The organism is Streptomyces sp. NPDC057474 (assembly GCF_042802555.1).
Taxonomy (GTDB): domain Bacteria; phylum Actinomycetota; class Actinomycetes; order Streptomycetales; family Streptomycetaceae; genus Streptomyces.
Window position 1 is genome coordinate 1 of the sequence record NZ_JBHVDX010000206.1, and the last position, 18931, is coordinate 18931.

The 18931-nt window shown below is 72.1% G+C and carries 19 protein-coding genes; 11 read left to right on the forward strand and 8 right to left on the reverse strand.

From position 1 onward, the window contains the following. Nucleotides 1-45: 45 nt before the first annotated feature. On the reverse strand, nucleotides 46-675 hold the full coding sequence (locus ACFU53_RS37715) for a hypothetical protein (RefSeq protein WP_384003230.1): 630 nt from the start codon (nucleotides 673-675) through the stop codon (nucleotides 46-48). 5 nt (nucleotides 676-680) lie between these two features. Further along, on the reverse strand, nucleotides 681-1433 hold the full coding sequence (locus ACFU53_RS37720) for a hypothetical protein (RefSeq protein ID WP_384003233.1): 753 nt from the start codon (nucleotides 1431-1433) through the stop codon (nucleotides 681-683). A gap of 173 nt (nucleotides 1434-1606) precedes the next feature. Here ACFU53_RS37720 and ACFU53_RS37725 point away from each other — a divergent pair, with 173 nt between their 5' ends. Continuing rightward, nucleotides 1607-2110: a GNAT family N-acetyltransferase gene (locus tag ACFU53_RS37725; protein WP_384003236.1), complete on the forward strand. Its 504-nt coding sequence runs from the start codon at nucleotides 1607-1609 to the stop codon at nucleotides 2108-2110. Here ACFU53_RS37725 and ACFU53_RS37730 read toward each other — a convergent pair. After that, complete coding sequence (locus tag ACFU53_RS37730; RefSeq protein ID WP_384003239.1) at nucleotides 2091-4241, reverse strand: DHA2 family efflux MFS transporter permease subunit; 2151 nt, start codon at nucleotides 4239-4241, stop codon at nucleotides 2091-2093. The two genes, ACFU53_RS37725 and ACFU53_RS37730, sit on opposite strands and share 20 nt — an antisense overlap. A gap of 196 nt (nucleotides 4242-4437) precedes the next feature. Here ACFU53_RS37730 and ACFU53_RS37735 point away from each other — a divergent pair, with 196 nt between their 5' ends. Both ACFU53_RS37735 and ACFU53_RS37740 read left to right on the forward strand, forming a co-directional pair. Beyond that, nucleotides 4438-5478: a peptidoglycan-binding protein gene (locus ACFU53_RS37735; protein WP_384003242.1), complete on the forward strand. Its 1041-nt coding sequence runs from the start codon at nucleotides 4438-4440 to the stop codon at nucleotides 5476-5478. 83 nt (nucleotides 5479-5561) lie between these two features. Next, a complete protein-coding gene (locus ACFU53_RS37740) occupies nucleotides 5562-5882 on the forward strand; it encodes an antibiotic biosynthesis monooxygenase family protein (protein WP_384003245.1) in 321 nt (106 codons plus the stop codon). A gap of 378 nt (nucleotides 5883-6260) precedes the next feature. Here ACFU53_RS37740 and ACFU53_RS37745 read toward each other — a convergent pair whose 3' ends face one another. Beyond that, nucleotides 6261-6641 carry a winged helix-turn-helix transcriptional regulator gene (locus ACFU53_RS37745; RefSeq protein ID WP_384003248.1) on the reverse strand — a complete coding sequence of 127 codons (381 nt, stop codon included), beginning with the start codon at nucleotides 6639-6641 and terminating at the stop codon, nucleotides 6261-6263. A 90-nt stretch (nucleotides 6642-6731) separates the two neighbouring features. On the opposite strand from ACFU53_RS37745, the gene ACFU53_RS37750 reads away from it, so the two are divergent. Beyond that, nucleotides 6732-7652, forward strand: a complete 921-nt coding sequence (locus ACFU53_RS37750; RefSeq protein WP_384003251.1) for an NAD(P)-dependent oxidoreductase — start codon at nucleotides 6732-6734, stop codon at nucleotides 7650-7652. A 281-nt stretch (nucleotides 7653-7933) separates the two neighbouring features. Here the strand turns inward: ACFU53_RS37750 and ACFU53_RS37755 are convergent, their stop codons facing one another. Together ACFU53_RS37755 and ACFU53_RS37760 are read right to left on the reverse strand one after the other, a co-directional pair. Next, a complete protein-coding gene (locus ACFU53_RS37755; RefSeq protein ID WP_384003253.1) occupies nucleotides 7934-8602 on the reverse strand; it encodes an HAD family hydrolase in 669 nt (222 codons plus the stop codon). Between the two features lie 160 nt (nucleotides 8603-8762). Continuing rightward, on the reverse strand, nucleotides 8763-9344 hold the full coding sequence (locus ACFU53_RS37760; protein ID WP_384003256.1) for a TMEM165/GDT1 family protein: 582 nt from the start codon (nucleotides 9342-9344) through the stop codon (nucleotides 8763-8765). Between the two features lie 648 nt (nucleotides 9345-9992). Between ACFU53_RS37760 and ACFU53_RS37765 the strand changes: the two genes are divergently transcribed. From ACFU53_RS37765 to ACFU53_RS37785, 5 genes are all read left to right on the forward strand, one after another. After that, nucleotides 9993-10637 (forward strand): HNH endonuclease family protein, encoded by a 645-nt coding sequence (locus ACFU53_RS37765; RefSeq protein WP_384003259.1) that lies wholly within the window; start codon nucleotides 9993-9995, stop codon nucleotides 10635-10637. A gap of 97 nt (nucleotides 10638-10734) precedes the next feature. Further along, nucleotides 10735-12402, forward strand: coding sequence for an alkaline phosphatase D family protein (locus ACFU53_RS37770; RefSeq protein WP_384003262.1), 1668 nt, complete (start codon nucleotides 10735-10737; stop codon nucleotides 12400-12402). Nucleotides 12403-12569: 167 nt separating this feature from the next. Beyond that, the gene (locus ACFU53_RS37775) at nucleotides 12570-14603 is read left to right on the forward strand and encodes an FAD/NAD(P)-binding protein (RefSeq protein WP_384003265.1); all 2034 of its coding nucleotides are present in this window, start codon (nucleotides 12570-12572) and stop codon (nucleotides 14601-14603) included. Between the two features lie 86 nt (nucleotides 14604-14689). After that, complete coding sequence (locus ACFU53_RS37780) at nucleotides 14690-15145, forward strand: DoxX family protein (RefSeq protein WP_384003267.1); 456 nt, start codon at nucleotides 14690-14692, stop codon at nucleotides 15143-15145. Nucleotides 15146-15416: 271 nt separating this feature from the next. Further along, a complete protein-coding gene (locus ACFU53_RS37785; protein WP_384003270.1) occupies nucleotides 15417-16028 on the forward strand; it encodes a DedA family protein in 612 nt (203 codons plus the stop codon). 129 nt (nucleotides 16029-16157) lie between these two features. Here ACFU53_RS37785 and ACFU53_RS37790 read toward each other — a convergent pair whose 3' ends face one another. After that, on the reverse strand, nucleotides 16158-16385 hold the full coding sequence (locus ACFU53_RS37790; protein ID WP_384003273.1) for a DUF2277 domain-containing protein: 228 nt from the start codon (nucleotides 16383-16385) through the stop codon (nucleotides 16158-16160). Between the two features lie 173 nt (nucleotides 16386-16558). On the opposite strand from ACFU53_RS37790, the gene ACFU53_RS37795 reads away from it, so the two are divergent. After that, on the forward strand, nucleotides 16559-17512 hold the full coding sequence (locus ACFU53_RS37795) for a ketopantoate reductase family protein (RefSeq protein WP_384003276.1): 954 nt from the start codon (nucleotides 16559-16561) through the stop codon (nucleotides 17510-17512). Here the strand turns inward: ACFU53_RS37795 and ACFU53_RS37800 are convergent. Continuing rightward, entirely contained in the window at nucleotides 17509-18429 is a 921-nt protein-coding gene (locus ACFU53_RS37800; RefSeq protein WP_384003279.1) for a LysR family transcriptional regulator, read from the reverse strand. The two genes, ACFU53_RS37795 and ACFU53_RS37800, sit on opposite strands and share 4 nt — an antisense overlap. Nucleotides 18430-18574: 145 nt before the next feature. Between ACFU53_RS37800 and ACFU53_RS37805 the strand changes: the two genes are divergently transcribed. After that, entirely contained in the window at nucleotides 18575-18901 is a 327-nt protein-coding gene (locus ACFU53_RS37805) for a hypothetical protein (RefSeq protein ID WP_384003282.1), read from the forward strand. Nucleotides 18902-18931: the final 30 nt, after the last annotated feature.

An 18931-nucleotide genomic window follows, 5' to 3' on the forward strand; every position in this document is an offset into this window, starting at 1 on the left:
GGTGCACGACCCGGGGCGCGGCCTCGTCGTATGCCGCAGGCGGTGTCAGATCCGCAGCAGCCGTTCGGTCAGCTCTCGGTAGTCGCGGAGGGCGAGGCGGAGCTGTTCGGTGTCGGTGGAGGCTTCGCGGTCGTCCGCGGGGGACTGCCAGGCGGCCCGGAGGGTGCGGCGCCGCTGGGTCATCGCGTCGGTGAAGCGGGCGGCCACGTCTTCGAGGACGTGATCGGCCTCCTCGACGGCGGACCGGGGCTCGTCGACGAACCCGCCGACCGCGTGCTGCAATCGCAGCGTCAGCTTGTCGCCCTCCTCATGGGGCAGCAGAGGGGATCCGGCGGACCGGGAGCCGCCCGTGGCCGTGGCGGGGGCCTTGGTGTGGCCCTCGCGGGCTCCTGGGCCGGCGCCTTCGCCGACGCCTTCGCCGCCGACGCCCGGTGTCCTGCCGACGGTACGGCCGTCAGCCCGGCCCTCCGTACGGCCCGCCGTGGCGTCGTGCCCCGCCACGACCGCGGCCCGGGTTCCGGTCGCGCCCGCGGAGCTTGTCGTGTCCGTCGCCCGGGTACCCGGCGGCATCGGCATCCCGCTCCCCTTCACTCCGTCACGCCTCGCGTCGGCTTCCCGCGTCTCGCGCGGACCGCGTTCGCGGATGCCGTCACTCCTCGTCATGTCGTCCGTCATCCCCCTCAACTCCCCTTCGCGTGGCGCCTGGTGGGCGCCCATGGCAGGTGGGACCGGTGGCGGCCGTCGGCGGCCGCACCGTCGCGCTCGTCGCGTCGCGCCTTGCCGTCGCGGTGGGCCAGGCCCTCGCGCCCGGCGGTGCCGTCACGGTCCGCCCGCGCGTCCCGGCGGTCCGGTGTCACCAGGTCCTCGAACAGGGCGCGGGCCTCGATCATGGCCTCGCGCATCTCCTCGGTACCGGTGCCGGGGCCGGCGCCGTCGGCGGTGCCCGCGTGGCCCTGGGCGGTGTCGCCGGTGGTGTGCGCCGCGAGGTGCACCCGGCGGTAGCCGTGCACATGGTGGGCGTGGTGGACGGAGAGCGCCTCCAGCTGGGTCTCGTAGTGGCCGCCGTCCGGGAAGCCGCGTGCCCCGGCCACCTCGGCGAGCAGCCGGTCCGCCTCGGCGACCGCCTCACGGGGCGAGTCGACGAAGCGTTCCTGGGCGGCCGCCCAGCGGGACTCGTAGCGTTCGCGCTCCGCGCTCGGCAACGGCCGCTTCTCCAGCGGGCCGTGCCGCTTCACCCGCTCCGCGAGCTCCCGGGCGGCGGCCCGCTCGTCGCCGTCATGGCGGGTCACGGTCCGGTCGTACTCGGGTCCGAAACGCCGCTTCAGCGATCCGCCGCCACCCGCGCCCCCGCGGGCACGCTGGGTCAGGACGGCCGCCACGACGACCACGGCCGCCACGATCACGATCAAAGCGATGATCAAGCCTGTGGACATGAATGCCTTCCAGAGTCCTCGGCCCGGGCGTCTCACCCCATCGGGCCGTTTCGCACCGGGTTGCCAGAACCCGTTCGTTCAAACGGCAAGTGCGTGGGAGGAGGACAACGGCGTAAATCGTTTGCGGGCCGCCCGCCCCCGCTCCCGACGATGACCGCCATGACCCGTACCCGATGACGATGACGGCCGCCTGGTCCGTGGACGACGAGCCCTACGACTCCCCCATCGCCGCCGGGCTCTGGCGGGCGTACTACACCGAGGTCAGCGACCGCTGGTATCTGCTGCACGAGGGACACGCCACGGACCCGGACGAGCTGGAGCGGGAGGTCGCGGCGGACACCGGGGAGTACCTCGCGCCGCCGGACGGAGCGCTGCTGGTGGCGCGGTACGGGGGCGAGCCGGTCGGCACGGCGGGGGTGCGGCTGATGGACGCCGCGACGGCCGAGCTGAAGCGGGTCTTCCTGCTGCCGGAGGCACGTGGCAAGGGCGGTGCCGCGCTCCTCGTGACGGCGGCCGAGGACGCGGCCCGCGCCCTCGGCGCCGAGCGGATCGCCCTCGACACCCGCGGCGACCTCGTCGAGGCCCGCACGCTCTACGCCCGGCTCGGTTACGAGGAGAGCGCCCCGCACAACGACCACGAGTACGCGGAGCACTGGTTCACGAAGAAACTGACGTAGACGTAGGAGCCGCTGGGGGCGGAGGCGGTGTGGGCGGCGTATCGGACGTCGTCGTGGCCGGCGGCCGTCGCGTGATCGCTCCCTCGTCGTGCGGGCGTTCCGCGTCCGAGCCGCAGAGTTCGGCGTTGAGTTCCTCGACGAGGCGGACGAGGCCGGTGGGGCGGTCGGGGCCCCACCAGTCGCCGAGGAGTTCGGCGAGGGAGTCCTCACGGGCCTTGGCGAGCCGGTCGGCGGCCTCGTGGCCGGCGTCGGTGAGGACGAGGTCGATGCCGTCGCGGCGGGCGAGGCGGAGTTCCTCGACCTGCCGGGTCGCGGCCATGATCACGTCGAGCGGGACGGTGCTGCGTTCCGCGAGCACGGCGGGTTCGGCCCAGCCGTACCGCCGGATCCGCAGCAGCAGCCAGCTCGCGGCGGGCAGCAGGTCGTAGCCGGCCCGCGCGGTGATCTTCCGGTAGATCTCGCGTCGGCCCTCCCGGGACCCGAGCACCGACAGCGCCCGGCACACCTCGTCGTACGACGACCGCTCGACGGGGTTGCTGGCGAGCGTCTCCGTGGCGTCGGGTGCCGTCACGGAGGCCCGCAGCCGGTCCTCGCGCAGGAACCAGGCGAGGACGAAGCCGAGCAGGGCGACCGGGGCCGCGTAGACGAAGACGTCGGTGATGGCGGAGGCGTACGCGTCGAGGACGGAGGGGCGCAGCGTGGCCGGGAGTTCGGCGATCTCGCGCGGGTCCGCCTTCAGCCCGTCCACGCTGACCCCGGCGGGCAGCTGGGCCCCGTCGAGCGCGTCGGCGAGCTTGTCGCCGAGGTGCCCGGCGAAGACCGTACCGAAGACGGCGACGCCGAACGAGGCGCCGATGGACCGGAAGAAGGTCGCGCCGGAGGTGGCGACGCCGAGGTCCTCGTACGAGACGGCGTTCTGCACGACGAGGACGAGGACCTGCATGACGAGGCCGAGCCCGAGTCCGAAGACGAAGAGGTACGCGCTCATCTCGCCGTCGCTGCTGTCCGCGTCGAGTTGATGCAGGAGCAGCAGGCCCAGCGTGGTGACGGCCGTACCGGCGACCGGGAACACCTTCCAGCGGCCCGTGCGGCTGACGATCTGCCCGGAGACCGTCGAGGACAGCAGCAGCCCGAACACCATCGGCAGCATGTGCACACCGGACATGGTCGGCGACACACCGTGCACGACCTGCAGGAACGTCGGCAGGTAGGTCATCGCGCCGAACATCGCGAAGCCGACGACGAAGCTGATCACGGCGGAGAGGGTGAAGGTGCGGACGCGGAAGAGCTTGAGGGGCAGGACGGGTTCGGCGGCCCGCCGCTCGACGGCCACGAAGGCGACGACGAGCAGGACGGCCAGTACGGAGAGGCCGATGATCTGCGGCGAGTTCCAGTCCCAGGCGGTGCCGCCGAGGGAGGCCACCAGGACCAGGCAGGTGGCCACGGAGGCGATGAGAAAGGTGCCGAGGTAGTCGATGACATGCCGCTCGGCCTTGCGCGGGATGCGCAGCACGGCGGCGATGACGAGCAACGCCACCGCTCCGACCGGCAGGTTGACGTAGAACACCCAACGCCAGCTCAGATGCTCGGTGAACAGCCCGCCGAGCAGCGGCCCGAGCACACTCGTCGCGCCGAAGACCGCACCGAACAGGCCCTGGTAGCGCCCGCGTTCACGCGGTGGGACGAGATCCCCGACGATCGCCATCGACAGCACCATGAGCCCGCCGCCACCGAGGCCCTGCAACGCCCGGAAGCCGATCAACTGGGGCATGTTCTGTGCCATTCCGCACAGCGCCGACCCGATGAGAAAAATCACGATCGCCGTCTGGAAGAGCCTCTTCCGGCCGTACTGGTCGCCGAGCTTCCCCCACAGCGGTGTCGCCGCCGTCGCGGCCAGCATGTACGCCGTGACCACCCACGACAGGTGCTCCAGCCCGCCGAGGTCGCTCACGATCGTCGGCAGCGCCGTCGACACGATCGTCTGGTCGAGCGCCGCCAACAGCATCCCCAGCAGCAGGGCCCCGATGGAGACCAGCACGCCACCGGGCACACCTTCGGCGACGGGGACACCGTGCCCACGGGGGCCGGGCGGGGGCGGGCGTCCGGCGGTGTCGTCAGTGGCGTCGGTCATGCAGACCTCCCGAGGGCCCGAGGGTCCTCTACAGCATCCTTGGGTTTCCATTTCCCCCGTGTCCATTCCATCGTGGTGGGAGTGACCGGTTATGGCCCGTCGAGGCTTTCCGGAACCTGTGGTTCCCGGGGTGCCTGGGAGGTTCTGTGGCGACGGTTTGCTTAAACTCTGGAGTCTTCGTGGGGAGGAACGACACGTGAGTGAACCGAACAGCCATATATGCCCGGAATGCTCCACACCCCGGGCCTCGGACGGCACGCCGTCCTGCGCGTGCGGCCGCCGCGCGTCCGAGGCCCTTCTCGAAGCCCGTACGGCCGAGGCGGCGGCCGCGGAGGACTTCGACCCCCTCCGGATACGCCCCTACGTGGAACTGGGCGACGCCCCGGGATCCGCGAGGGACGGGGAGCCCGGCAGGGGCGGGTACGGCGCGTCGAGCACGTCTTCGACCCAAACGCTGTTCCCGACACCGCCATCACCCTCGCCGTACGCGTCGCCCTCGTCGGAACGGTCACCCCTCTCGGGCCCGTCGCTCCCCGCCACCTCCCCCGCCTCCCCGTCATCGGGCCACTCCGGACGTCGACGCCGCCGCCGTACGGGGCTCGTCGTCGCCCTCGCCGGGGCCGCCGCCGCGGGGGTGATGGCCGCTGCCGGGCTCGCGAGCGGGCTGTTCTCGTACGACGCCCCCGAGCGGGACCGCGCGCTGCCGGACGACCTGCGGGCGAGCGCGCCGGACACGTCGCCCGACGGGGAGGCGTCGCCGGTGGAGCCGTCCGGGGAGGGCAAGGGTGGGGCACCCGGGCCGGCGCCGACGGGCGGCGGTGCCGCGTCGCCGAGGCCCACGAAGAGCCCGTCCCCTTCTCCTTCGCCGTCGCAGACGTCCGGCTCACCGTCCGCGTCCGCGTCGGCCGACCCGACGGAGAGCGCGCCCAGCGCCAGCGCCTCCAGCGGCTCCAGCGGCTCGTCGGCCGCGGGCGCGGACGAGGCGGACGACAGCCGGCTCGTGACACCGAAGGCGCTCCGCCTCGGCGACGACGACCCCGAGGTCACCGAACTCCAGCTCCGGCTGCGCCAGTTGGGCATCTACAACGGCGACATCGACGAGAACTTCGACAGCCAGGTCGAACAGGCCGTCCTCTTCTACCAGAGCACCCGCGGCATCACGAAGGACCAGGACGAGCCGGGCGTCTACGGCCTGGTCACCCGGGAGCGACTGGAGTCCGAGACGAAGGAGCCGTGACCGACCGGCCCCGGTCGGTCGGCGCCGGGCGAACCGTGGGGTCGGCTCGTACTTTTTCGCCTCACGTGATGCAGGATGAAGCCATGAGCTTCGTCAAGGTCAATGTCCTCACGGTTCCCGCCGAGCAGCGCGAGGTGCTGGAGAAGCGGTTCGCTGCTCGCGCCGGGGTGGTCGAGAGCTCCGACGGCTTCGAGTGGTTCGAGCTGCTGCGCCCCGTCGACGGCACCGACGACTACCTCGTCTACACCCGCTGGCGCGACGAGGAGGCCTTCCAGGCGTGGATGGAGGGCCCCATGAAGCAGGCCCATCAGGGCGGCGGCGACCGTCCCAAGCCGGCCGCCTCCGACTCGACCGTCTGGACCTTCGAGGTCCTCCAGCAGACGGGCCCGAAGACCGAGGCCTGACGCCCACCGCCTCAAGCACCTCAAGCGCCTCAAGCGCCTCAAGCGCCTCAAGCGCCTCAAGCACGACAAGTAGGCCGACGCCCCCGCCCGACGACTGCGGAACTGCAGCCGGGCGGGGGCGAAACAACATCAGGGCGAGGGCTCGGAGTCGTCCCAGACCCACCCCGTCCGCGGAAACGCCGTCCGTCGGCGGAATGAACCGGCCGATGCTCCCCTCGGTCCCTGCTCGCCCCCGCTCTTCCCCATAAGTACCCACCTTTTTGTGGGTACTTGGCGGACGGCGGCCGTCAGGCGACCCTTGTGGTGAAGGAGCGGCCGAAGGGTCGCGTGGCGGCGACCAGGGACGGAAGACGGACACGATGACGGTGACGTGACGGTTCAGGAGGCGGATCGGGACGCGACCTCGTTCTCGGCCTCCCCCTCGACCCCGGTGAGCGTCTCCAGGCGTCGGTACCCCCAGTCCGACAAGGGCCCCAGCGCCTCGGAGAGTTCGCGGCCGAACGGGGTCAAGGAGTACACGGTCTTCAGCGGCAGAACGTCGTGCACTTCCCGGTGCACGAGCCCATCGGTCTCCATCTCGCGCAGCGCCTGAGTCAGCACCTTCTCGCTGAGGCCCGGCAGCATCCGCCGCAGCTCACCCGGGCGGTGCGGACCGGACTCCAGCAGCCAGAGCAGCGACGTCTTCCACTTTCCCTCGATCACGGTGATCGCCGCGGTCACCCCACAGACATTCGGGTCCTGGGCACGCTTGCGCGTCATTCTCGCTCCCCCTCGCCCTGTTCGTCGTTCATCCGCCCTGTCCGTCGCGAATCAACGGACCGACCAATTTCCCACAGGAGTCACTGAGTCATGCCCGCACACACCGAACAGCCCACCACCGCCACCGGCACAACCACCCCCACTCCCACCGTCACCGTACTCGGCCTGGGTCCGATGGGCCGTGCCCTCGCCGGCGCGTTCCTGGACGCCGGGCTGCGGACCACGGTCTGGAACCGTACGCCGGGCCGGGACGCGGAGTTGGTCGCGCGGGGCGCGATCGGCGCCGGGTCGGCCGAGGAGGCGGTGGCCGCGAGCACGCTGACCGTCGTCTGCGTGGTGAACTACGGCGCCTCGGACGCGATACTGCGAAGCCCGGCCGTCACCGAGGCGCTCAAGGGCCGCACGGTGGTCAACCTGACCGCCGACACCCCGGACCGGGCCCGCTCCACCGCCGGCTGGGCGGACGAGCACGGAGTCGACTACCTGGACGGGGCGATCATGACGCCGACGCCGACCATCGGTACCCCGGACGGCGTGTTCCTCTACAGCGGCCCCGAAGACCTCTACCGCGTCCACCAGCCCGTCCTGGACGCGCTGAGCGGCACCCACACCCACCTCGGCGAGGACATCGGCCGGGCGGCGACGTACGACATCGCGCTGCTCGACCTCTTCTGGACCGCGATCGCCGGCTACACCCACGCTCTGGCGCTGGCCCGGGCGGAGGGTGTCACCGCGCGGGAGCTGACCCCGTTCGCCCAGGGGATCGCCGCGATCCTCCCGCCGCTCTTCGAGGAGGGTGCGGAAGAGGTCGACAGCGGCCGGCACTCCGGCGAGGGCAACCCGCTCACCTCGGCCGTGTCGACCATGGCCCACATCGTCGAGGTCTCCGAGTCCCACGGCATCGACGCGAGCGTCATGCGGTCCGCCGAAGGCTTCGCCCGCCGCGCGATCGCCCGGGGCCACGGCACCGACGGCTTCACCAGGCTGACGGACGTCCTCGACCGCCGTTAGCCGATCCCCGCCGACCGGCGACCCCGGGGGAGGCGGCACCGTCCCCACCGACCGGCCACCCCGGCCAGACGACACCCGCCCCACCGACCGGCCACCCCGGGAAAACGACACCGTCCCCACCGACCGGCCACCCCGGCCAGACGACACCCGCCCCACCGACCGGCCACCCCGGCCAGACGGCACCGTCCCCACCGACCGGCGACCCCGGGAAAACGGCACCCGCCCCATCAACCGGCCACCCCGGGGAGACGGCAGTGGCCCGCCACTCCGCCGTCTCCCCGTCAACCGCACACGTGCAGCCGGACCGCCCCGTCCTCGGCCACCTCGACCCGTATCGACGTCAGGTCGGGCACCACCACGTCCGGACCGTGGGACCGCGCCCGCTCCCCGATCCCCACGACCCGCATCCCCGCAGCTCGCCCGGCCTCGATCCCCGCTCCGGAGTCCTCGAAGACGACGCAGTCCTCGGGTGCGATGCCCAGTTCGGCGGCGCCCTTCAGGAAGCCCTCGGGGTCCGGCTTGCTCGCTCCCACCGACTCGGCGGTGACGCGCAGCTCGGGCAGCGTCAGCCCGGCCGCGGCCATCCGTGCCGTGGACAGCGCGACGTCCGCCGAGGTCACGAGGGCGTGCGGCACACCGCCGGCGACGAGGGACGCGAGGAACTCCGGCGCGCCGGGTATCGGGACGACGCCGTCCACGTCGGCGGTCTCCTCGGCCAGCATCCGCACGTTGTCGGCGAGGTTCTGCTCCATGGGACGGTCCGGCAGGAGGACGGCCATCGTGGCGTACCCCTGTCGACCGTGCACCACCTTCATGATCTCAGCGCCGTCCAGCCCATGCCGCTCGGCCCAGCGCCGCCAGACGCGTTCGACGGCGGCGTCCGAGTTGACGAGGGTGCCGTCCATGTCCAGCAGGAGGGCGCGGGCGGTCAGAACGGTGGTGGCCGTCATCAGCAGCTCCAAGGCGCGAAAAGGGGGGCCGCGGACGGTCGGACCCGGCGAGGCGGCCCGGAGGGACAAGGCGGCCCCGCCCGCCGGTCAGGGAGTGCGGGCGGGAGCCACTTTGTTTCCCCACGGTACAAAACAAATCGGGTCCCCGCCACCCCGCCACTCATCCCGCCACGGCCTCCCACAGACTCCACACACCGAGCCCCACCATCAGCACGGCGGCGACCTGGGTGATCAGCTTCAGCGGCACCCGCTTCATCAGCGCCTTGCCGCCGACGATGCCTAGCCCGGCCACGGCCCACAGGGCGAGGACCGCCCCGAGCCCGACGGACAGCGGATCGTCGTACCGGGCCGCGAGGTTCGCCGTCATGATCTGAGTGAGATCCCCGAACTCGGCGACCAGGATGAGCATGAAACCCGCCCCCGAGACCTTCCAGAAGCTCTGGTTCTCGGGCCGCCGGATGTCCTCCTCGCCCTCGTCCTTCTTCATGAGCAGCACCGCCGCCCCGCCCAGGAACAGCACGCCCGTCAGCGCGTGCACGATCTGCTGCGGCAGCAGTGTGAGGACACTCCCCGCCGCCACCGCGAGCACGACATGCACGGCGAACGCGGCCGCGACGCCGGCGAAGACGTACGAGGCGCGATAGCGCGTGCCGAGCACGAGACCGGCGAGCGCGGTCTTGTCGGGGAGTTCGGCGAGAAAGACGACGCCGAAGACGAGCGCCGTGACACTGAAGCTGATCAAGGTTCCTCAATCGGTCGGGCCACCCCACCGAGAGAAATCGTCCGCTGACGCGACACCTCGGCACGGCAGCACACGGTTCGTCCGTGCCGGACGGCACGGACGGATGAGCCCGTACCGAACGGCACGGACGGTGCACTGCTTGCCGAAGGTCTCGCTGGCCGGTCCCGATCAACAGGACCCGCCTCCGGGCGCCGGCTCAGACGAGCTGAGCAGTATGTCGACGGTCCGGCGAAGAGCTACTCCCCTTCTGCGCGGTCCATGGTACGCCGGGCGCCTATGGGGTGGGGGTGCCGGGGCCGCGTAGGCGGCTGCGGCCGAGTGGGGGTGGGTGGGGGTGGGTGGGGGCTGATCGCGCGGTTCCCCGCCCCCTCGACAGCGTGGGACGCGCCCGGAGTTTTAGGGGCGCGGGGAACTGCGCGGGGAACTGCGCGAGCGACCACACACAACCCGCACCCGCACTCCGCTCCCAGCCGCCCCCGCCCGTAGGCGCCCCCACTCGCGCCCACTCGCGCCCACAATCACGACCGCAACCCTTGTCGTGTCATGCACGCGTCACTAGTTTCTCACCAGACGCACATCCGCCGGTAACACAGCGACGCGACCCTTCAATCGCTCGCGCCCCAACCCCCGGCCCCACAAGGAGTTCACATGCGCAGGTTCTACGCGCGTCGACGAGTCAGCATACTCGCGGCGCTCAGCGGATTGATAGCCTCCGTCGCGCTCTTCAACGCTCCCACCGCCTCCGCCGCGCTCCCGACGCCGGTCAGCGCCTCCACCGCCCGCTCCTACCTCGCCACCCTCACCGTGGCGACCGAGGACCGCACCGGGTACAACCGGGACCTGTTCAACCACTGGATCACCATCAGCGGCACCTGCAACACCCGCGAGACGGTCCTCAAGCGCGACGGTACGAACGTCGTCACCAGCTCCGCCTGCGCCGCCACCAGCGGCTCCTGGTTCTCCCCGTACGACGGCGCCACCTGGACCGCCGCCTCCGACCTGGACATCGACCACCTGGTGCCGCTGGCCGAGGCCTGGGACTCCGGCGCCGACAGCTGGAGCAGCGCCACCCGCCAGGCGTTCGCCAACGACCTGACCCGCCCGCAGCTCATCGCCGTCACGGACAACGTGAACCAGTCGAAGAGCGACCAGGACCCGGCCGAGTGGATGCCCTCGGTCACGTCGTACCGCTGCACGTACGTCCGCGCCTGGGTCCAGGTGAAGTACTACTACGACCTCTCCGTCGACTCCGCCGAGAAGAGCGCGCTCACCAGCTACCTGGCGAACTGCTGACCCCGAGTTCAACGCGCCCGAACAAAGTGACCCGGAACCTCCCCGTTCTCCTCCGTCGTTCCGTACCGTACGGGACGACGGAGGAGAGTGATCGCTGATGGCGGGGCTGCGCCTGGGACCACTGCTGAGATATGTGGATGGCTCGTCCGCGACCGTATGGGTCGAGGCGAGCCGTCCATGCGTCGCCGAGGTGCGGTGTGCCGGCGGCGGGGGCGGCGAGGCCCGCACCTTCCAGATCGCCGGCCACCACTACGCGCTGGTCACGGTGACGGGACTGGCGCCGGGCACGGCCTCGGCGTACGAGGTGCTGCTCGACGGCACGCCCGTGTGGCCCCTGCCCGGCTCCTCCCACCCGCCCTCCGAGATCCGCACCCCGGCCGAGGGCGACACCGTCCGGGTCGCCTTCGGCTCCTGCCGCTGGGCCGCGCCGCCCGCCGGCGAGCCGGACCCGGTGGGCCCGGACGCCCTGGACACCCTGGCGACCCGGCTGGCCGCCGAACCGGGGGCCGAGCGCCCCGACGTACTCCTCCTCCTGGGCGACCAGGTCTACGCGGACGAGACCTCCAAGGCCACCCGCCGCTGGCTCGCCGCCCGCCGGGACCTGGCGGACCCGCCGGGGGAGCAGGTGGCGGACTACGAGGAGTACACCCACCTCTACTACGAGTCCTGGCTCGACCCCGAGATCCGCTGGCTGCTCTCCACCGTCCCCAGCTGCATGATCTTCGACGACCACGACGTCATCGACGACTGGAACACCAGCGAGGCCTGGCTCGACGGCATGCGGGCCACCCCCTGGTGGCGCGAGCGGATCCTGAGCGGCCTGATGTCGTACTGGGTCCACCAGCACCTCGGCAACCTCTCCCCCGCCGAACTGGCCACCGACCCGGTCCACGCCGCCGTACGCGCCACCCCGGACGGCACGGACGCACTGCGCGCCCACGCCACCGAGGCCGACCGGGACCCGGCCTCCGTCCGCTGGAGCTACCGGCGGGACTTCGGGCGCGTACGGGTCCTGATGCTCGACAGCCGGGCCGCGCGCGTCCTCGACGAGCGGAACCGCTCGATGCTGAACCCCGGCGAGGCGGAGTGGCTGCGTACCCAGGCACTGGACGCGCGCGGCTCGTACGACCATCTCCTCATCGGCACCTCCCTGCCCTGGCTGCTGCCCCACCTCGTGCACGACGCCGAGTCCTGGAGCGCCGCCCTCTGCCGGGGCGAGCGCGGCGACCGCTGGGCGCGGTTCGGGGAGAAGCTGCGCCAGGGCGCCGATCTGGAGCACTGGGCGGCCTTCCCCGACTCCTTCGAGGCCCTGACCCGGCTCATCGCCGAGGCGGGCTCGGGCTCCGACGCCCCGGCGACCGTACTCGTGCTCTCCGGGGACGTGCACCACGCGTACATCGCCGAACCGTCGTGGCCGGAGGGCGACTCGGGCGGCGTCGGAGGTGGTTCGGGCAGTCCCGACGCCCGCGTGCTCCAACTCACCTGCTCCCCCGTGCACAACTCCATCCCGCTCTCGATAAAGCTCGGTTTCCGCTTCGGCTGGAGCGGGACGGGGCGGGCGCTCGGCCGGTGGTTCGGGCGGCACGGGCGGGGTGCGCGGCCGTCGATCGACTGGCGCAGGACGGGCGGCCCCTGGTTCGGCAACCACCTCATGACACTGACGCTGCACGGCCGTTCGGCGCGGCTGCGGCTCGACCGCGCACGGGCCCGGCGGGGCGACAAGGCACGACTGGAAACGGGGGCGGAGTCGGCACTCAGCCCTTAATCCACCCATTGCGCACGGTTGTTGCCCCTGTTGTCCGAGATGCTCGTGAGGCATCCCACACCCGGCGCGCCCGATGGGTCCCAGGGCTCTGTTCCCGTGGCGTGCGACGGCATGATGAGGCGGACCGTCCGCTTCCCGGCGGGCGGTCCGCCGCGCCGCGCCCCACGATGCGCCCCACACGCACGGGAGTTACCCCCTTGTCCGATTTTCCAGGGATCAGTGACATCGGCATCGCTCTCGTCGGCGCCGGCCCGCGCGGTACCAGCGTCCTGGAACGCCTCTGCGCCTCCGCCCCCGAACTGCTCCGCCCCGGCACCCGTCTGACCGTCCACGTCGTCGACCCCGCACCGCCGGGCCCGGGCCAGGTGTGGCGCACCGCCCAGTCCCACCATCTGCTGATGAACACGGTGGCCTCCCAGGTCACCCTCTTCACCGACGAGAGCGTGGACTGTTCGGGTCCGATACGCCCGGGCCCGAGCCTGTACGAGTGGGCGGGCGGGTCGGACGCGTCAGACCAGTGGGACGGGTCGGGCGCGTTGGGACCCGACGACTATCCGACCCGGGCCCAGTACGGCCGCTATCTGGAGTGGGTCTTCGCCGAGGTGGTGCGCGGCGCGCCGCCCGAGATCCGGGTCGAGGTCCACGGCACCCGCGCGGTCCGCCTCGACGACGCCCCCGACGGAAGCCAGCAGCTCACCCTCGCCACCGGCCGCGTCCTCACCGGCCTGGCCGCCGTGGTCCTCGCCCAGGGCCACCTCCCCACGGTCCCGGACCGGGTGGAACGGGACCTGACCGCGTACGCCGCCCGCCACGGCCTGCGCCACTTCCCGCCCGCCAACCCGGCCGACCTCGACCTCTCCCCCGTCGCCCCCGGCGAACCGGTCCTCCTGTGCGGCCTCGGCCTCAACTTCTTCGACCACATGGCCCTGCTGACGACCGGCCGGGGCGGCGTCTTCGTATACGACGACGACGGCGAGGACCACTCCGAGGAGAGACGGCGACTGCGGTACGTCCCCTCCGGCCACGAGCCGCGCCTGTACGCCGGCTCCCGGCGCGGCGTCCCGTACCAGGCACGCGGCGACAACGACAAGGGCCCCTACGGCCGCCACACCCCGCTCGTCCTGACCCCCGAGGTCATCGCGGGCTTCCGCAAACGCGCGGACTCCGGTGAGGCGCCCGACTTTCTCACGGAGATATGGCCGTTGGTCGCCAAGGAGGTCGAAACGGTCTACTACGAGGGGGTGTTGGGGGCGCCGTCGGCCGACCACTTCGGCACCCCCTTCGCCAGCACCGCCCGCGACTTCTCCCCCGCCCCCTTCCGTGACCGTTTCCTCTCCGCAGTCCACCGCTCCCCCCAAGAGGCCGCTGTTCTCGATGAGTTCGGGGTTGCGGACGCGGACCGGTGGTCGTGGGACCGGATCTCGCGGCCCTACGCGGGATGGGAGTTCGCGGGCCCGGAGGACTGGCGGGGCTGGCTGCTGGGGTATCTGCGGGAGGACGCCGCGCAGGCCGCGCTGGGGAATGTCGAGGGGCCGGTGAAGGCGGCGCTGGACGTGCTGCGGGACCTGCGGAACGAGCTGCGGCTGATCGTGGACCACGGCGGGCTGGCGGGCGCGTCGCGCCGGGAGCATCTGGACCGCTGGTACACGCCGTTGAACGCGTTCCTGTCCATCGGCCCGCCCCGCAGCCGTATCGAGGAGATGTCCGCGCTGATCGAGGCGGGCGTCCTGACGGTGCTCGGCCCCCGACTCGAGGTGCGGCCGGAGAACGGGGCCTGGCTGGCGCGCTCCCCCGACGTGCCGGGGTCGGCGGTCCGGGTGACGACGGTCGTCGAGGCCCGCCTCCCGGAGCCGGACCTGCGCAGGACAGCCGACGATCTGCTCGCCGGCCTGCTGCGGACGGGCGGGTGCCGCCCGCACCGAGTGGATGGTTACGAGACGGGAGGGCTGGACGTAACACCGCGGCCCTATCGTCTGATCAACCGTCAAGGTGCCGCGCACGCACGGAGGTTCGCCTTCGGGGTACCCACGGAGGGCGTGCACTGGGTGACGGCGGCGGGCGCCCGGCCGGGGGTGGATTCGGTCACACTTTCGGACGCGGATGCCGTGGCGCGAGCGGTTCTACGTGCGACGACCTGCGAGAAGGCCGCCCAAGTACCGGTAAAGAGCTGGCTAGATGTTGAACTTGCAAGTATTGATTAGGCCTGCCTAACGTGGGCGACTCACCGGTAATAACCGTCCCCACCGGTCCCACAAGGACCGGGTCACTACCGAAGGAGTCCCCCACAATGACCGGACGCCTCAACAGCGCCCAGCCATACGCCCTCGGACTGTTCCGCATCGTCATCGGCCTGCTCTTCACCTGCCACGGCGCCAGGAGCCTCTTCGGCGTCCTGGGCGGCGCGGACGGACAGGGCGCCACCGTCTCCGCCGGCACCTGGCCCGGCTGGTACGCGGCCGTCATCGAACTCGTCGGCGGCACCCTGGTCCTCCTCGGCCTCGGCACCCGCGTCGCGGCGTTCGTCGCCTCGGGCGCCATGGCCTACGCGTACTTCAAGGTCCACCAGCCGCAGGCCCTGTGGCCGGTCGAGAACGGCGGCGAGGGCGCGGCCCTCTACTGCTGGGCCATGTTCCTGCTGGTCTTCACCGGCTCCGGCGCGCTCGGCCTCGACCAGCTCCTCGCCAAGCGCCAGTCCGCGTCCGCGGACAAGACCGCCACGAGCAAGGCCACCGTGGCGGCCTGACCCCGGCCTGCCCCGGCCTGGCCCCCGCCTGGCCTGATCGCCGGTCACACGAAACGGGCGGCCGGGGGTGTCACACGCCCCCGGCGGCCCGCCTCGACCGATCCCTCTCCTCTCCCTCCTCTCCTCTCCCCTTCCCTCCCTCTCCCGCCTTCCGGATGAACACGGTGTGACAGACACATGAGCCCCTGTGAGCCGTGTGTCATACCCGGGGCGTACGCTGTTCGGCTGTCACGGGTCGCCGTGCCGCCGGGGGAAAACAGGAGAGTGTTCGGTGCTTGAGAGTCTGGGCTGGCTGGCCGCCGGCCCATGGATCTACGCCGTCGTGGGCGTGTCCATCGTGCTGGACGTGTTCCTCCCGGTCCTCCCGAGCGGTGTCCTGGTCGTCGCGGTGGCCACGGCCGCCGCGGCGGAGACGGCGGCGGGCGCGATGGCCCGCGAGGTCCCCGACATTCTGGTGCTGATGCTCTCGGCGGCGACCGCGTCCGTGCTCGGTGACCTGGTGGCGTACCGGCTGGCCTGGCGGGGCAGTGCCCGGCTCGACCGCGCCATCGCCCGCTCCCGACGCCTGACGACCGCGCAGGAACGTCTCGGCGCGGCGCTCTCCCGGGGTGGCGGCCTCCTGGTCGTCGTCGCCCGCTTCGCTCCCGCCGGCCGCTCGGTCGTCTCCCTCGGCGCGGGTGCCGCCCGCCACCGCGCCCGCGACTTCCTCCCCTGGTCCGCCGTCGCCGGCCTCGCCTGGGCCGCCTACAGCGTTGCCCTCGGCTACTTCGGCGCGCAGTGGCTCGGCCCGACCTGGCTCGCGACGGCGGTGTCCTTGGCGGCGCTCTTCGGCGCGGGCGCGGCGGCGGCGTACTTCATGCGCCGCCCTCGCGTCAGCAACTGACCTCCGGCCGCCGCGCTTCGACTCCGGACACGGGAGGACTCGGGGTACCTGTGCGTTGGCGGGTACGGGGGGGTAGGTGGTTGTAGGTGGTTGCTCGCGCAGTTCCCACCAACCCGCCCAGGCGAGAATCTACCCGGCCCGCCGCGGAGCGCCCCGCACCTCCAACCCGTCCAACAACTCCGCCGTGGCCGCCGCGATCACGTCCACCGCGTGATCAAAGACCTCGCGATTGTGGGCGGCGGGCGCACGGAACCCGGAGACCTTGCGCACGTACTGAAGCGCGGCGGCCCGGATGTCGTCCTCGGTGGCCTCTTCGGGGAGGACGGGCGGTCGAAGGGTCTTGATGCTGCGGCACATGAACCCAGTCTCGCGCGTACGCCCGCATAACCCCAGGCCGACGGCCCAGGCCACCTCCTTTCCCAAGCCTTTCCTTGGGTATCAGCAAGTTCCCCCGAGGATTGACTCAGCTCTCCACTGCTTGTGATCATCACCGAGGCCGGGACGACCCACCCGGCAGAAACGAGGGGACGATGACGAAGGAACGGCTCACGGTGGCGGTGCTGGGCCCGGGCGGCGTGGGCGGACTGCTCGCCGCGCTGCTGGCCCGCGCCGGGAACCGGGTGATCTGCCTGGCCGGGGAGGAGACCGCACAGGTCCTGGAGAAGGACGGCATCCAGGTCAGGAGCGCCCGCTTCGGCGAGTTCACCGCCCGCGTGGAGACCGCGACAGAGCTCGGCGAACCGGTCGACGCGGCCCTCATCGCGGTGAAGCACACGACCCTGGAGGCCGCCCTGCACCGGCTCCCGGCGGCGGCACTTGGCCCCGACACCCTGGTCGTACCGTTCCTGAACGGCGTCGAGCACCCGGCTCGCCTCCGCGCCCACTACGGCGACACCGTCCCCATCGCTCCCGCCACCATCCGCGTCGAGTCGACCCGTGTGGCCCCGGGCGTCATCGAGCACGGCAGCCCGTTCGCCGAGGTCGACCTCACCGGCGACACGGTCCCGCGGGATCGACTCAACTCCCTTGCCGGGGCCCTGGAATGGTCCGGCGTGGGCGCCCGGGTCCTGGCGGACGAGACGGCGGTGCTGTGGGCGAAGATGTCGTTCCTGGCGCCGTTCGCCCTGCTGACGACCCGCCACGGCCTGCCCCTCGGCGAGATCCGCACGCGCCACCGCGAGGAGTTGACCTCCCTGGTCGAGGAGACGGCCGCGGTCAGCGCGGCCTCCGGCGCCCCCGTGGACCCGGCCGAGGCCCTGCGCCGCTACGACGCCTTCCCGCCCGCCACCAAGTCCTCCATGCAACGCGACGCCGAGGCCGGCCGCCCCCTCGAACTGGACGCGATCGGCGGCGCGTTGCTCCGCGCGGCCGAGCGACACGACGTACCGGTGCCCGTGGCTGCCAAGGTGGTGGCGCAACTGCGGGCAGCAGGCCACCGAACGAGCACCCGGCCCCGGCCAGAGGCGGGGGCCCCAGCCTCCTAAACCGCCCGCACCCCACCCCCCACCCGCACCGCGTGCCGGGCCACCGTGTCGGCGAAGGCGCGGGCCGGTGGTGACAGCGCATCCCAGCGCCGTACGGCCCAACCAACGGTGAGCGGGGGCAGATCGGGGACCGGGACGAAGCGCAGCCCGGGGTGGCCGGGGCCGGTCCAGCCCGGGAGCGCGGGGACGACTGCGTGGCCGACGCCGAGCTCGGTGAGGAGGATCGCGGTGTCCCAGTCGGCGACACCGGCGCCGGAGGGACTGACGGTGATGCCCAACTCGCGGTAGGCGGCGTCGAGATGGGCGTACGAGGTGGAGTTCTCCGGCAGTCCGATGAGCCGCATCCCGTCCAGCTCGCCGCCCTCCACCCGCTCCCGCCCGGCGAGTTCGTCGTCGGCGCGTACGGCGAGCACCCAGGGCAGCTCCGCCACGGCCCGCTGTTCGATGCCACGGACGGCGGGCCCAAGGGTGACCCACGACAGGTCCAGGTCCCGGGACGGGTCGGCCAGCGCGTCGCAACACCCCGCGCTCGACCGTACGGTCTGGAACTCCAGGCCCACGTCCGGGTACGAGCGCCGGAAGTCGACGATGCCCTGTGCCATGAAGTGCCGCACGGTCGTGCCGCCGGTGGCGATCCGTACGACACCGCCGTCGCCGCGCACCATCTCGGCCAGCCGGCGCAGCGCGAGGTCCAGCCCGGTGATGCCCTCGGCCGCCGCCTCCTGGAGCACCCGCCCGGCCCGGGTGGGCACGACCCCGCGGGCCTGCCGTTCCACCAGCCCGACGCCGACCTCCCGCTCCAGCCGCCGTACGTGCTGGCTCACCGCCGACTGGGTGCAGCCCAGCTCCCGGGCCACCGCACTGAGGCTCCCGGCCCGGCAGACGGCGACGAAGACACGGAGATCGTCGAGGGTCATGCGGCGACGATACCCAAGGTCAGCCTTGGGTGAGAGCGCCTCCCTCAAGGTCCCCCTCCACCTCATCCACCCATTCGAATGAAGCGGCGCCCGAAGTGACAGAAGGAACTCGCATCCCAAATTCGAACAGGCGTACCATTGCCGCGTGGCCAAGACCTATGACTTTCCCAGTGACCTCCTCGCCGGTCAGGAGGAGCTTCATCAGGTCCGGGCCGAGCTCCTGGCACTGCTGAAGCGGCTGCCCTGGTCGGTCGAGCCCCTGGACGGTTTCAGCGACGACAACGGCTGGCGGAAGGTCGAGCGCCCCGCCTCCCCGGGCTGGACGCCCGACGAACAGGCCGAGGTCGAGAAGCTCCGCGAGCGCGAGCGGGAACTGGCGGTCTTCGTGAGCTGCCACCGTTTCTGGGCGGAGGTCGCCGCCGAGGAGAAGGTCGAGGCCCGCACCCGCCTGAAGCACGCCCGCGATTCCTGACGCAGGGAAGACCCCGGACACGCGAGGACC

Coding starts and splice junctions, on each gene's coding strand:
- ACFU53_RS37715 (WP_384003230.1), bottom strand. CDS start 675: ATGACGGACGACATGACGAGGAGTGACGGCATCCGCGAACGCGGTCCG.
- ACFU53_RS37720 (WP_384003233.1), bottom strand. CDS start 1,433: ATGTCCACAGGCTTGATCATCGCTTTGATCGTGATCGTGGCGGCCGTG.
- ACFU53_RS37725 (WP_384003236.1), top strand. CDS start 1,607: ATGACGATGACGGCCGCCTGGTCCGTGGACGACGAGCCCTACGACTCC.
- ACFU53_RS37730 (WP_384003239.1), bottom strand. CDS start 4,241: ATGACCGACGCCACTGACGACACCGCCGGACGCCCGCCCCCGCCCGGC.
- ACFU53_RS37740 (WP_384003245.1), top strand. CDS start 5,562: ATGAGCTTCGTCAAGGTCAATGTCCTCACGGTTCCCGCCGAGCAGCGC.
- ACFU53_RS37745 (WP_384003248.1), bottom strand. CDS start 6,641: ATGACGCGCAAGCGTGCCCAGGACCCGAATGTCTGTGGGGTGACCGCG.
- ACFU53_RS37750 (WP_384003251.1), top strand. CDS start 6,732: ATGCCCGCACACACCGAACAGCCCACCACCGCCACCGGCACAACCACC.
- ACFU53_RS37755 (WP_384003253.1), bottom strand. CDS start 8,602: ATGACGGCCACCACCGTTCTGACCGCCCGCGCCCTCCTGCTGGACATG.
- ACFU53_RS37765 (WP_384003259.1), top strand. CDS start 9,993: ATGCGCAGGTTCTACGCGCGTCGACGAGTCAGCATACTCGCGGCGCTC.
- ACFU53_RS37770 (WP_384003262.1), top strand. CDS start 10,735: ATGGCGGGGCTGCGCCTGGGACCACTGCTGAGATATGTGGATGGCTCG.
- ACFU53_RS37775 (WP_384003265.1), top strand. CDS start 12,570: ATGCGCCCCACACGCACGGGAGTTACCCCCTTGTCCGATTTTCCAGGG.
- ACFU53_RS37780 (WP_384003267.1), top strand. CDS start 14,690: ATGACCGGACGCCTCAACAGCGCCCAGCCATACGCCCTCGGACTGTTC.
- ACFU53_RS37790 (WP_384003273.1), bottom strand. CDS start 16,385: ATGTGCCGCAGCATCAAGACCCTTCGACCGCCCGTCCTCCCCGAAGAG.
- ACFU53_RS37795 (WP_384003276.1), top strand. CDS start 16,559: ATGACGAAGGAACGGCTCACGGTGGCGGTGCTGGGCCCGGGCGGCGTG.
- ACFU53_RS37800 (WP_384003279.1), bottom strand. CDS start 18,429: ATGACCCTCGACGATCTCCGTGTCTTCGTCGCCGTCTGCCGGGCCGGG.